The organism is Paenibacillus sp. FSL H7-0943, assembly GCF_037963265.1.
GTDB lineage: Bacteria > Bacillota > Bacilli > Paenibacillales > Paenibacillaceae > Paenibacillus_AQ > Paenibacillus_AQ odorifer.
Map to the genome: position 1 here is coordinate 158,891 of NZ_CP150148.1, position 13,748 is coordinate 172,638.

A 13,748-nucleotide genomic window follows, 5' to 3' on the forward strand; every position below is an offset into this window, starting at 1 on the left:
AAAGGGAGGAACCAGCGATGAAGGTTGTGTCGAGCAAGGACTTTAAGCTAGAGCGGGAAGTGGAGTATGGTACGCCAGAGCAAAATCAGGCGGTAAAGGAAATTGTGGCCGCCATTAAAAAAGAAGGAGACACAGCGCTTCTTCGCTATACGGAGCAATTTGACCGGGTTGCACTTACGCCGAATCAACTGCGGGTAACGCCGGAAGAGCTTCAGGCAGCGTATGGCCGAGTAGAGCAATCTTTCGTATCTGCTATTCAAGCAGCTGCAGCCAATATCCGGGCGTTCCATGCCAGACAGAAACGGAATTCATGGATGGATTTGCAGCCGGATGGCACGATTCTGGGGCAGATTATTCGTCCGCTGAAGCGGGTAGGGGTATATGTACCTGGTGGCAAAGCAGCTTATCCCTCCTCGGTGCTGATGAACGTGATCCCAGCACAGATCGCGGGTGTGCCGGAGATCGTCATGGTGACTCCGCCATCCACCGGCGGCAAGGAAGGGATTGACCCTTATATCCTGGTTGCTGCCGCAGAAGCAGGTGTGAATGAAATCTACCGTGTGGGCGGAGCACAGGCGGTAGCTGCTTTGGCTTTTGGTACGGAGAGCATAGCGCCGGTAGATAAAATATGTGGGCCCGGCAACATATACGTTGCGCTGGCTAAACGCGAGGTATATGGCGCCGTGGATATCGACAGTATCGCGGGTCCAAGCGAAATTGTCGTGCTGGCAGATGAGACCGCTGAGCCGGCTTATGTCGCAGCGGATCTACTTTCGCAGGCCGAGCATGACGAGATGGCCTCGGCGATTCTGGTCACGCCATCGCAGAGCCTGGCGGATAACGTGGCGGCCGAAGTGGAGCGTCAGCTGCAAGAGCTGCCGCGTCAGGCGATCGCCCGTTCTTCGGTAGAGAATTACGGCGCGATCATTGTTGTGGAATCTATGGAGGAAGGGATCTCCGTAGTGAATAGACTGGCACCAGAGCATCTGGAGATTGTTGTCGAAGATCCTATGGGCCTCGTAGGCAGCATTGAGAATGCTGGAGCCATCTTCCTGGGAGCGTATAGCTCCGAGCCCGTGGGTGATTATTTTGCCGGGCCAAATCATATTATCCCAACCAATGGGACCGCACGTTTCTCGTCACCAGTGGATGTGGATGATTTTATTAAAAAATCAAGTCTGATCTATTACAGTAAGGAAGCACTCTTGCGTGATGGGAAGACCATTATAGAGCTGGCACGTCGCGAAGGCTTAGAAGGCCACGCACGAGCCATTGAGATTCGACTCAAGAACGAAGGAAAAGGTGGAGACGGATATGGAGAACAATAACGAACAGGCCCTGCGCCAAGCTGGATTAAGCCGTAAAACAAACGAGACGGATATAAAGTTGTCTCTTAACGTAGATGGAAGTGGAGTTTCAGAGCTGGAGACGGATGTTCCTTTTCTGAATCATATGTTGGATCTGTTCACGAAGCACGGACAATTTGACCTGTCTGTACAGGCGCGTGGAGACATCGAGATTGATGACCACCATACTGTTGAAGACATTGGGATCTGCCTAGGGCAGGCACTGCACGAAGCACTGGGTGATAAAAAAGGAATCAAACGTTATGCGAGTGTTTTTGTACCGATGGATGAGGCGTTGGCGCAGGTTGTGATCGATATCAGCAATCGCCCGCACTTTGAATATCGTGCAACCTATCCTTCACAGCAGGTGGGCAGCTTTTCGACGGAGCTTGTTCAGGAGTTCCTGTGGAAGTTCGCGCTCGAAGCACGGATTACGTTACATGTTATCGTACACTACGGTTCTAACACTCATCACATGATTGAGGCTGTATTCAAAGCGCTTGGACGGGCGCTGGATGAGGCAACTTTGATTGATCCCCGTGTGAAGGGTGTGCCTTCTACGAAGGGAGTGCTGTAGGATGACTGTTGCAATCGTCGATTATGGCATGGGCAACCTGCACAGTGTGAGTAAGGCGGTAGAACGTCTCGGTTATGAGTGTGTAGTGACGGGTGATGCCGAGCAAATTCTCGCTGCTGATAGTGTCATTCTGCCAGGTGTCGGTGCATTTGGCGATGCGATGGGGCATCTGCGGGAGAATGGTTTGGATCTTGTCGTCAAACAGGTAGCCGCTGGAGAGCAGCCTCTGCTTGGGATCTGTCTTGGTATGCAGCTGTTGTTTAGCACCGGTGAAGAGCATGGCAGCCATGAGGGGTTAGATATTCTCTCGGGTTCAGTGGTGCGGTTCGCTCCTAGAGATGGCTATAAGGTGCCGCATATGGGGTGGAACAAGCTCAGCTTTAGACAGCCGGAGAATCCGCTTTTTGTTGGCCTTGAGGAGGGGCATGTGTATTTTGTCCACTCTTATCACGCGCTTGTAGCAAAAGAGAGTGATCTGCTGGCCGTCACAGATTATGGTTACCCAGTTACAGCTATTGTCGGGCAAGATAATGTGTTCGGTATGCAGTTCCATCCGGAAAAAAGCGGAGAGCTGGGAATCAAGCTGTTGGGTAATTTTTTGAAGATTAAGAGAGAGCGGGCGTAAGCCACGCTATAAATATAATGGAACGAAAGTGGGGAGCGCCAAATGTCTTCTTTTATTGTATATCCGGCGATTGATATCCGGGATGGAAAATGCGTCAGGCTGCAGCAGGGGGATTACAATCAGGAAACGATATACAATGATAGTCCACTAAAGGTGGCAAAATCATGGGAAGAGCAAGGTGGAAAGTTCATTCATTTGGTGGACTTAGATGGTGCGAAAGCGGGTCATCCTGTGAACGATGCGATTATCGGTGCTATTGCTGCTAATGCTAACGTTCCTGTGCAGGTGGGCGGCGGTCTTCGCAATCTTGCGGACGTAGAGAAATTGCTCGGACTTGGCGTTAGCCGCGTTATTATCGGTACTGCTGCGATTAATGATCATGCTTTTACCGAAGAGGTATTGGCAAAATACGGCGATAAAGTCGCGATCGGCATTGATGCACGTAACGGTTATGTTGCGACACACGGCTGGCTGAACACCTCTGAAGTACGTGCTGAAGCTCTTGCCAAGGAATTGGCGGCAAAAGGAGCCGAGACATTCATTTACACCGACATCTCCCGCGACGGGATGATGCAGGGACCGAACGTGGACGGTATCCTGTCCATGGCGCAGGCCAGCGGTAAAACTGTGATCGCGTCCGGCGGAGTCACCAGTCTTGATGATCTGTTGCGTCTGAACGTGCACAGCGGCAGCGGTGTAGGCGGAGCTATTGTTGGCAAGGCGTTATACACGGGCAATATTGATCTTTCTGGAGCTTTGCGAGCGCTTGGGCAGAAATAGCGTTGGGCGAGCGCGCTAATTGATGAGCGGATGAACAAAAAGACGACATGAGCTAGCCAAGGAATAGTGGATTAATGAAACAGACAGAACCAACAGTGGGTTAAAGAAATAGACTTAACAGTAACGTAGTGAACACAAATCACTAAATCACCAAACTAATTAATAAACGAGCGAATGAACAAAAAGACAACAGTTGAGCAAGCCATGAGCAGTGGATAAAAGAAATAGACGTAACAGTAAATGAGTAACTAATAATAATTAAATGAACGCACAGAGAAGCAAACTAGCAAAAGTTAAACGAACAAACCAGCAAACCAGCAAACCAGCAAAAGGGCTTAATAACAAAGCAACAAAGCAATAAACCAACAAAAGAGCTAAAACAAACCAGCTGGCCAATAAAGCAACAAACCCAACTAGCTAATGTGTTTGCACTTTGTAAAAATCTCATCTCATTACGAATGGCGTAACGACTTGGGCGCTGTTTCAACGAGGGATCCGGTGAAATTTTAATACCTGTGAAGATGGAGGTTACCCGCTAGCTAAAACCCGCTATACAATCTGCTACAATAGGCGTAATGAGGCGGCGGGAAGGGTATTTTTCCTCGGATGATGATTTAAGTGTACTTTATACAGCTATTTTTCACATTTAGAGCTGATTAGCTAATTTAGTTGTATTTCGTGCAGCTATAACTCAGAGATGAGTTGATTTATAAGCTCATCCCCAGATTTAGTTGTACGAAATGCAGTTAAAAGAGTAGCTTGCAAAAAGGCTGATAAAATAACTGCACGTTGTGCAATTAAATACTCGTGGGCTTGCAGGTGGCGTGAGCCCTTCCGACCACATAAGGGCCAAAACCGCGGAACATGAAGGTGTTATGGATCTAGGAAGCGGCCACGAAGGGGTTAGCGATCATAGCACATGTTCAGTAGTGTGGGCTATGGTTCAGCCGGATGGGCTATGATCCGCCATGCCAACAATCAAGGTTTCCAGAGGGGGCAGGGGCCCTTGGGCTCCCCCTGGGCTAAGAGGGCTTTAGGGGTACCGACACACTTTAGGTGCTTGAAACGCTTTTTAAAGAAAGGGGGATTTCATAATGTTAGCAAAACGTATCATCCCCTGTCTTGACGTTAAGGATGGACGGGTAGTCAAAGGTGTTAACTTTGTGAATCTGCGTGATGCTGGAGATCCGGTAGAGCTAGCGGCGCTGTATGACCGCGAGGGCGCAGATGAGCTTGTGTTTCTCGATATATCGGCTTCCGTAGAAGGTAGAGCAACGATGATCGAGGTTGTACGGCAGACCGCTGGTGAGATTGCCATTCCTTTTACAGTGGGTGGAGGGATCTCCACAACTGATGATATGAAAAGGATTCTTCGTGCAGGCGCAGATAAAATCGGCATTAATACGGCAGCCATCACTAATCCTCAGTTAATTTTGGACGGTGCTCGCCGATTTGGCTCCCAGTGTATTGTAGTAGCGATAGATGCTAAATATAATGAGGCTTTTGGGGAATGGGAAGTGTACACTCATGGCGGGCGTAAGCCCACCGGCATCCGTGCTCTGGCTTGGGCTAAAGAAGCTGAGAAGCTGGGCGCAGGCGAGATTTTGCTCACTAGCATGGATGCAGATGGCACAAAAGACGGCTTCGACCTGAAGCTAACCTCGGCAGTATGCGATTTGCTCAGTATTCCTGTGATTGCTTCTGGCGGCGCTGGGAAGAAGGGGCATTTTTACGATGTATTTACGGAAGGGAAAGCCGATGCGGGACTTGCGGCGACCATTTTTCACTATAAAGAGATTGCAATTAATGATTTAAAGGCAGATTTGAAGCAAAAAGGGGTAGAAATCCGATGAGCGAAATACAAAACAATACCACATTAAGCCAAAAAGAAGCTCTGGCAGGCATTCGCTGGAATGAAGCGGGTCTGGTGCCTGCAGTTGTTCAGGATGCTAGCAGTTTAGAGGTACTGATGGTTGCTTATATGAACTCCGAATCGTTACAACTCTCACTGGAGAGTGGCCAGACTTGGTTTTGGAGCCGCTCACGCAGCGAACTTTGGCATAAAGGCGGAACCTCAGGCAACACACAAGCTATTACCTCCATATCCTATGATTGTGATAGCGACACACTACTCGTGAAGGTTGTGCCTGAAGGACCAGCTTGCCATACTGGAGCTACGTCATGCTTTTTCCGTGAGATTCCTTTGAATAACCCAACAACAGATGCTTCGAAACCAGTGTCTAGTCTGACGGATGGCGAGCGCTTTGCTGTTCTTGGTGAGCTGGAGCGTGTGATTGCTGAGCGGGAAGTGGAACGCCCGGAAGGCGCGTATACCACTTATCTGTTTGATAAAGGCGTGGATAAGATCCTCAAAAAGGTAGGCGAGGAAGCTTCTGAGACCATAATTGCCGCCAAAAATAAAGATAACGCCGAGCTGCGTCTTGAGGTCAGTGATCTGATCTATCATCTGTTGGTATTGCTGCAAGAGCGCAAGCTTCCACTGGATGAGATTATGGAAGAGTTGAGTACCCGTCACGAACGCCCACGCCGGGATCAGTACTAAGGGAGGACTGAGTGATGCATATTGATTACCACACGCATCATGAACGCTGTGGCCATGCCGTGGGTAAGCTTGAGGAGTATGTACAGCGCGGGATAGAGCTTGGACTTCAGCAGCTGGGATTATCCGACCACTTGCCGCTCATCCACGTAGATCCCGCCAGCTATTATCCAGAAATGGCTATGCCGATGGCTGAGCTGCCTCGTTATGTGGAGGAATGTCTAACCTTAAAGGAGCGTTACCGTGGAGTCATAGATCTGCGGGTGGGGCTGGAAGCCGATTATATCGAAGGCTACGAAGAGCAAATCCGCGAGATTTTGTCGCCGTATCCATGGGATTATCTTATAGGTTCTGTGCATTTTCTTGGGGAGTGGGATATTACGGATCACCGCCAGGTTCATGGTTGGGAAGGCAAAGATGCGCTAGAGGTATATCGTCTTTATTACGATGCGGTAAAGAAGTCGGCGTTATCGGGATTATATGATATTATAGGACATATGGATGTTATTAAACGGTTCGGTTATAGTCCACAAACACCGGAGGGCAAGGCTGAGGTGAGGGCGCTGGAGCTAGAGACCTTAAAGGTTATAGCGGATAGCGGAATCGCCATGGAGCTGAATGCATCCGGACTTACGAAGCCTTGCGCTGAGATGTTCCCGGCCGAGCATCTGCTACAGGAGGCCCTAAAGCTCGGCATACCGCTGACATTAGGCTCCGATGCACATGATCCTGCCAAGCTGGGGGACGGGCTGCAAGAGGCGCGTAGTATGCTTTGGCAGACTGGTTTTCGTGAGCTGGCTGTATTTGAGGGACGCCGCCGTACCACTGTTCAATTCAAACTATAATAATTTATAATCCGCAGGAGGGTATTATGCATCATCAACAATTACGTATTTTTTCCGGTTCGTCGAATCCAAAGTTAGCGGCTGATATTGCGGAGCGACTTGGTGTTGAATTGGGGCAGATAAAGCTGACCCGCTTCATGAGCGGCGAGATTTACGTGCATTACGAAGAAAGCATCCGGAACTGCGACGTATTTTTGGTGCAATCCCTTTCGCATCCCATTAATGAGATGTTCGTGGAGCTGCTGGTGATGATAGATGCTGCCAAACGGGCTTCAGCTCGTACAGTGAACATTATTGTGCCGTATTATGGATATGCTCGGCAGGAGCGGAAGTCCGCACCCCGTGAGCCGATCTCGGCTAAGATGGTGGCTGATGTGCTGACGACCGCTGGAGCAACCCGCGTAATCACCATCGATTTGCACGCAGCGGCGATTCAAGGCTTTTTCAACATTCCGGTCGATCATCTGACTGCACTCGATTTGATCAGCAGCCATTTGAAAGCCAAGGCAATGTCTGATCTGGTCATTGTTTCCCCGGATGCAGGGCGTGCGTCTATGGCCGAGAAGCTGGCGAATAAGCTGGATTCACCTTTTGCCATTATGATCAAGAAGCGCCCAGCCCATAATGAATCGGTAATCACTCATGTCATTGGTGATGTCGAGGGACGGACACCTATCATTATTGAGGATCTGATCGATACTGGGACGACCATTGTGAATGTGGTAGAAGGCCTAAAGGAGAGAGGTGCGAAGGACAGTATTGTCTGCGCGACGCACGGATTATTCTCAGGGCCCGCGCTACAGCGTCTTGACCATCCTTCTATTCAGGAAGTGGTTACGACAGATTCTATTGCACTGCCTGATGACCATTCAAGTCGGTTTACAGTATTATCTGTTGCACCGATGCTTGCCCAGGCTACGCACATCATCCTTGAGGGTGGTTCAATCGATAAGCTATTTAGAGACGCGGGAATTTAATTCCCCGTCTTTTTTATTTTTTGTCAAAAAAGATGTTGTAAGCAGAGTGGTAGAGTCTTTCTCAACTTGAGATTCTCGCTGTCACATGTGGTATACTGTGTGGAGATACCCGCGCCCAATAAGGGAACGGAATAGCGATTAAGGATGGAGCTCCGGCATACCCCATAGGGCGCCGCCCTCCTATTTTTCGTTAGTATAAGGAAGCTTCTTATAAGGGAGGTGCCTTGCTTCCATGATTGAGAGAACTTCAGAGTATGAACTGGGGAATGATAATGTGATTCCTGTAACTCTGAATGCCAATTTTTTCTTTGAAAGAGCCGTTCGGTCCTTGGATCGCTTTCAATATGATAAGGCATTAAAGAATTTTCGCAAAGCTGTAGAGTATGAGCCGGAGAATCCGGTCAATCATTGCAACGTGGCTGGCGTATTATCAGAAATGGGTAATTATGAAGCGTCCAACGACATTTTAACCCATGTACTGGAGAATATTGATCCGGCAATGACGGAATGTTATTTCTATATGGCTAACAACTTCGCCAATATGGAAAGCTATGAGGAGGCAGAACGCTCACTCGTCACTTATCTCGAAGAAGATGTGAACGGTGAATTTCTGGCCGAATCGGAAGAATTGATGGAGCTGCTGCAATATGAGCTGGACCGTCCTGCTCCACTTATCCGGATTAGAAGCCGTGAAGGTGTAATAGAGCATGAGCGAGCCCGAGCACTGTTGGAGGAGGGCAAGTTTACACAAGCCGTCACTTTGCTTGAAGAGATTGTGAGCAATACGCCTGACTTCCTGGCGGCACATAACAACCTAGCCCTAGCGTATTTTTACATGGGTCGTTTTACCAAAGCTAAGGAATGTATTATGCGGGTGCTGGAGCTGGATTCCGGGAATTTGCATGCACTATGTAACTTAGCGATCTTCCTTCAGTATGAAGGTGACCGCGGGCAACTGGATGGATTGTTACGCCTTCTGGAGACCACCATTCCGTTTCATCAGGAGCATTTGTTCAAAATGGCCACCACCATGGGGATTCTGGGACGCCATAGAACCGCCTATGGCCATTTTAGACGTCTGTTGAAGGATGAAGAGGTCGGTGGCGACGCCAGTCTCTATCATTATTGTGCGGCAGCTGCCAGCAATAGTGGCCTGTATACAGAAGCCCAGCGCTGCTGGCAGAAGGCGGCTAAGCTCGATCCGGAATCGGCTGTGCCGAGATTTTTTCTGGCTCAGCTGCAGCAGGCGCAGGGGGAAGGTAAAACGCTGTCGCTGGTCAGCTACAACTATCAGCTTCCTTTTCAGGAGCAGCTGAAGCTGTGGAAGGACAACAAGGGCAGCTTTACCGAAGAGGTACGGAACAATCCGCTGCTTCGCTCTTCCTTCTTCTGGGCGCTCCGCTACGGGGATGCCAATACGAAGCTTCAGGTTACAGAAGCTCTTCGGTGGATCGAAGATGAAGAGATGTCCGAAATTCTGCAAGGACTTCTAAAGCAGCAGCCCTTGCAGGAAGAAAAGCTGCAAGAAGCGGCACTTCTTAGTCTGCAGCGGCTGATTGGAAGTGTTCCTGAAGAGAATGTGCTTCAGGAAGTCAAAGAAACCTCTTCCCCGCGTCTGAAGGGACTGCCGGAATGGAGAGAGGATTGGCAGAAAGTTATCGACCAGACCCTTAGTATGATGGATCGAAGATATGATGCAATCCACAAAAAAGATGCTGAATTACTGTGGAAGCAATTTCTGAGCAGCCTTTATCCGGATGTTCCGTTTATCCGTCATGCGAATGGCTGGTGTGCTGCCTTAGAATATCTAATCGCTAAAACGCATAACCTGCCGGTCACCTACCGTGAAGTAGCCCAGCGTTACAATGTTTCCGTTTCTATGGTCAGTCGTTATGCTCGGCGCATAGATGAGGAATGTAGTTTCGAGGGAAGTGTGAGCGACAGCCTTCCGCCATTTACCGAGAATATCTAAATCGATCATGTAGTATTTCGTAGAAACGGAGCCCTTTTTATATGTCTTGCGTAACGCTAATGTTCCTTATAGGGGCACCGAAGGCGGCTATGCTTGCCAAAAAAGGGCCCGTTTCTTCTAAATAAACCCTATTGTGAGGAGGCCACTGTTATGTACAAAACGATTGTAATCGGAACAGGCCCAGCCGGGCTTACTGCTGCAATTTATTTGGCACGTGCCAACCTAAACCCACTTGTGATTGAAGGTATGCAACCAGGTGGACAACTGACAACGACAACAGAAGTCGAGAACTTCCCAGGCTTTCCTGAAGGAATTCTAGGCCCGGATTTAATGGACAACATGCGCAAGCAGGCTGAACGTTTTGGGGCTGAATTTAAGAATGGTTGGGTGGATTCAGTTGATTTTTCACAGCGTCCATTTAAAGTGACTGTAGATGGATTGGGAGTATTAGAGGCGGAGTCAGTGATCATCTCAACCGGTGCATCTGCCAGATATTTAGGAATCCCCGGGGAGCAGGAGAATGTGGGCCGTGGGGTCAGCACTTGTGCTACTTGTGACGGATTCTTTTTCCGTGGCAAAAAGATTATTGTCGTCGGTGGTGGAGATTCAGCGATGGAAGAAGCCAGCTTTTTAACCCGATTCGCTTCCAATGTAACATTGGTTCACCGTCGTGATGAGCTTAGAGCTTCGAAGATTATGCAGGCTCGCGCACGGGATAACAGTAAGGTATCGTGGGCTCTTAACCGTACACCGCTTGAGGTTACAACCGACGAGTCTGGCGTTAAGGGGCTGACGGTTCGCAATAATGAGACGGGAATTGATGAACTCATCGAAGCGGACGGAGTGTTTATCGCGATCGGGCACACGCCGAACACCGGATTTTTAGGGGGGCAAATTACGACCGATACCAACGGCTACATTGTGGTCAACCCTGGAACGACAGAAACGAACATCCCGGGCGTATTCGCTTGTGGCGACGTGCAGGATACCCGTTATCGTCAGGCAATTTCCGCAGCGGGATCTGGCTGTATGGCAGCAATGGATGCTGAGAAGTACCTAGAGGGCACGATGGTGCATGACTGGAGCGAAACACTGGATAGTTAATTTTGCAAGAAATCGTAGTCGATGACATATAAGCAGGTTATCCTTTTTCTAAAGGGTTGCCTGCTTTTTTCAATATTGGCGGGGCCGTGTCCAGATATTAAATATGTTGTTTATTTATTACCGCTCGGAAGTTAAAATAACTGTAACAATGTCTTTGTAAAAAGACTTGCGCATTTTAAAAATACGTTTACAATGAAGATATAATGTTAACGTGAACAATTTACACAAACCCATTTATAGCAATAATTTTAAGTTTAAAATATTTATTAAGAAATCGACCGATTGAATAAATGTTCACGTTAAACTTTGTGTAACTCCCATTCGAACTTAAAGGAGAGCAGCAAACCTCATGAGTAAAAAATTCATGGATGAGAACTTCCTATTGTCGAGCGAGACCGCAATTAAGCTGTTTCATCATCATGCGAAAGACATGCCCATTATCGATTATCATTGCCACCTCAGCCCAAAAGAAATTTATGAGAACAAAACGTTCAACAATATCACCGAAGCTTGGCTGTATGGCGACCATTATAAATGGAGAGTGATGCGCGCTAACGGTATAGAAGAGAAATTCATTACTGGCGATGCCAGTGATTATGATAAATTTTTAGCCTGGGCTAGAACGGTTCCGATGATTATCGGGAATCCGCTGTACCATTGGACGCATCTGGAGCTGCAACGTTTCTTCGGTGTATATGAGTTGCTGAATGAAGCTAACGCACCAAAAATTTGGGATGAAGTGAATAGACAGTTACAGGGTGAAGGATACGGAGCAAGAGATTTGATCATTAAATCGAAGGTGACTACGGTTTGTACTACCGATGATCCTGTAGATAATCTGGAATATCATGAGAAAATCAGTAATCTGAGTGGATTCAATGCTAGCGTTGTGCCGGGATTCCGGCCAGATAAAGCGCTTGAAATCAACCGTCCTACCTTCCAGCCTTGGGTAGCTCAGCTAAGCCAAGTTTCGGGAATGGCTGTTAAGAATTACGGACAGTTTCTTGCAGCATTGGAGAGCAGAGTGAGATTCTTCCACGCCAGAGCCGGCCGTGTATCTGACCATGCTTTGGATGCGGTAATGTTTGAGCCTACTACCTTGGAGGAAGCTACAGCTATATTCGCTAAAGCACTTTATGAAGGCACTGTAAGTGAGAGTGAAGAAAAGAAATATAAAGGATTCACGCTAGTATTCCTCGGCAAATTGTATAACGAGCTGGATTGGGCGATGCAATTCCATATTCATGCGCTACGGAATAACAACAGCGTAATGTTCGGAAGTCTCGGACCTGACACGGGTTATGATTCTATCAATGACGGCGTGATTGCTAAGCCTTTGGCGGGTCTGCTCGATGCGCTAGATCGTGAGAATGCGTTGCCTAAGACCATTTTGTACTCATTGAACCCTAATGATAATCATGTTATTGCCAGTCTAATGGGTAGCTTCCAGGGCGGCGGTATTCCAGGGAAGATTCAATTCGGAACCGCATGGTGGTACAACGATAATAAAGACGGCATGCTGGAACAGATGAAGACACTTGCTAATCTAGGCGTACTTAGCCAATTTGTTGGGATGTTAACAGACTCCAGAAGCTTTTTATCGTATACCAGACATGAGTACTTTAGAAGAATCTTGTGTGATCTAGTAGGCTCTTGGGTAGAAGCTGGAGAAGCCCCGGATGATATGGAGTTACTGGGCAGTATGATTGAGAACATCTGTTACAATAACGCTGATCATTATTTTAATTTCTCGAAACAGGCATTGGTGACTAGGTAATCGTTATGATATCCTTACATGGAAGAGCCAAACCCGTTTAATAAGGAAGGTTGACCCATGGCACCTACAATCAAGGATATCGCCAAATTGGCGAATGTATCGCATACAACTGTATCGAGAGCACTTAACAATAGTCCACTAATTAAAGAGGTCACACGTAAAAAAATTGCCGAGATCGCTGCGCAAGTGGGTTACGTCCCTAATTACAATGCCAAAAGCCTTGTGATGCAGCGATCCTATACCATTGGTCTGTTCTTCACGAGTATTGCCAACGGCACAACTTCTGGTTTCTTCTCTGATACGATTCGTGGTGTAAATAGGGTCATAGATGTAGAGTACAATCTGTTCATCCGTGGGATCGACGATTATGCGGATTACTCCTCTATTCATCGCAAACGTTTTGATGGAATTATTCTAATGAGCCAGAGTGAAGCAGATAATAAATTCATTTACCATGTTGTCCAGCAAGGCATTCCAATCGTTGTGCTGAACCGGCAAATTGATGACCGTTCCATTATCAACATCATCTCGAACGACCGGGAAGGTGCTTATAATGCAGGCAAATACCTGATCGAAAACGGGCATCAAGACATTGCAATTATTGAAGGTGTCGAGGGCTTTAAATCCACACAGGAACGCAGAGATGGCTTTATAAAAGCTTTGATTGACCATAATATCCCTGTTCGTAATGACTACATGATAAGCGGTAGTTATGATATGCAAAGTGGATATGAGGCGATGGGCAAGCTGCTGGATCTCGAGAAGCCACCGACTGCTGTATTTTGCTCCAATGATGATATGGCGATCGGGGCTATGAAAGGCGTGTTTGAGCGAGGGCTGCAGGTGCCAAATGATATCTCTGTTGTTGGTTTTGACGACATTGGGTTTTCACTTTTTGCCAATCCTTCACTCACCACGGTCAAACGTCCTATTGAGAAGATTAGTGAGCAAGGCGCTCGCCAGCTGTTAAGCTTGGTCAAGGAACCCTCAGAAAAAGACGGGCGGATCTCGATCGAGACAGAGCTTATTGCCAGAGAATCAGTCAGGAAGTTGCAGAAGTAGAGGCTGCGCATAGCAGCCTGATCCTTTACCTTCGTAAAGGATTGCTATCTAGAATTTTCACGTGTGCATATATTTAATGAATTAGTAATATAAATATGATTTTATATAGTTTATTTAATAAGT

At 47.7% G+C, this 13,748-nt stretch carries 12 protein-coding genes; all 12 read left to right on the forward strand.

All coding sequences use genetic code 11. The annotated features are described in order from the left end of the window. Positions 1-17 precede the first annotated feature (17 nt). The 12 genes from hisD (at position 18) to NSQ55_RS00840 (ending at position 13,625) form a co-directional block, all read left to right on the forward strand. Positions 18-1,328, forward strand: coding sequence for a histidinol dehydrogenase (gene hisD / locus NSQ55_RS00785; RefSeq protein WP_076126836.1), 1,311 nt, complete (start codon positions 18-20; stop codon positions 1,326-1,328). Continuing rightward, positions 1,315-1,923 (forward strand): imidazoleglycerol-phosphate dehydratase HisB, encoded by a 609-nt coding sequence (hisB, locus tag NSQ55_RS00790; protein ID WP_036687073.1) that lies wholly within the window; start codon positions 1,315-1,317, stop codon positions 1,921-1,923. The genes hisD and hisB overlap by 14 nt, the downstream gene beginning before the upstream one ends. Position 1,924: 1 nt before the next feature. Continuing rightward, a complete protein-coding gene (gene hisH / locus NSQ55_RS00795) occupies positions 1,925-2,548 on the forward strand; it encodes an imidazole glycerol phosphate synthase subunit HisH (protein ID WP_076126837.1) in 624 nt (207 codons plus the stop codon). Positions 2,549-2,590: 42 nt separating this feature from the next. Next, positions 2,591-3,328 (forward strand): 1-(5-phosphoribosyl)-5-[(5-phosphoribosylamino)methylideneamino]imidazole-4-carboxamide isomerase, encoded by a 738-nt coding sequence (hisA, locus tag NSQ55_RS00800; protein ID WP_076126839.1) that lies wholly within the window; start codon positions 2,591-2,593, stop codon positions 3,326-3,328. Between the two features lie 1,094 nt (positions 3,329-4,422). Next, entirely contained in the window at positions 4,423-5,181 is a 759-nt protein-coding gene (hisF, locus tag NSQ55_RS00805) for an imidazole glycerol phosphate synthase subunit HisF (RefSeq protein WP_339170728.1), read from the forward strand. Further along, positions 5,178-5,891, forward strand: coding sequence for a bifunctional phosphoribosyl-AMP cyclohydrolase/phosphoribosyl-ATP diphosphatase HisIE (gene hisIE / locus NSQ55_RS00810; RefSeq protein WP_076135264.1), 714 nt, complete (start codon positions 5,178-5,180; stop codon positions 5,889-5,891). The genes hisF and hisIE overlap by 4 nt, the downstream gene beginning before the upstream one ends. A 14-nt stretch (positions 5,892-5,905) precedes the next feature. Continuing rightward, positions 5,906-6,733 carry a histidinol-phosphatase HisJ gene (gene hisJ, locus NSQ55_RS00815; RefSeq protein ID WP_339170731.1) on the forward strand — a complete coding sequence of 276 codons (828 nt, stop codon included), beginning with the start codon at positions 5,906-5,908 and terminating at the stop codon, positions 6,731-6,733. 26 nt (positions 6,734-6,759) lie between these two features. Next, positions 6,760-7,710, forward strand: coding sequence for a ribose-phosphate pyrophosphokinase (locus NSQ55_RS00820; RefSeq protein WP_036687083.1), 951 nt, complete (start codon positions 6,760-6,762; stop codon positions 7,708-7,710). 232 nt (positions 7,711-7,942) lie between these two features. Next, positions 7,943-9,682 carry a tetratricopeptide repeat protein gene (locus NSQ55_RS00825; RefSeq protein ID WP_076186874.1) on the forward strand — a complete coding sequence of 580 codons (1,740 nt, stop codon included), beginning with the start codon at positions 7,943-7,945 and terminating at the stop codon, positions 9,680-9,682. A gap of 150 nt (positions 9,683-9,832) precedes the next feature. Next, positions 9,833-10,786 (forward strand): thioredoxin-disulfide reductase, encoded by a 954-nt coding sequence (gene trxB, locus NSQ55_RS00830; protein WP_076186872.1) that lies wholly within the window; start codon positions 9,833-9,835, stop codon positions 10,784-10,786. A gap of 349 nt (positions 10,787-11,135) precedes the next feature. Continuing rightward, positions 11,136-12,563, forward strand: coding sequence for a glucuronate isomerase (gene uxaC / locus NSQ55_RS00835; protein WP_339170734.1), 1,428 nt, complete (start codon positions 11,136-11,138; stop codon positions 12,561-12,563). Positions 12,564-12,620: 57 nt separating this feature from the next. Then, entirely contained in the window at positions 12,621-13,625 is a 1,005-nt protein-coding gene (locus NSQ55_RS00840; protein WP_076126848.1) for a LacI family DNA-binding transcriptional regulator, read from the forward strand. Positions 13,626-13,748 lie beyond the last annotated feature (123 nt).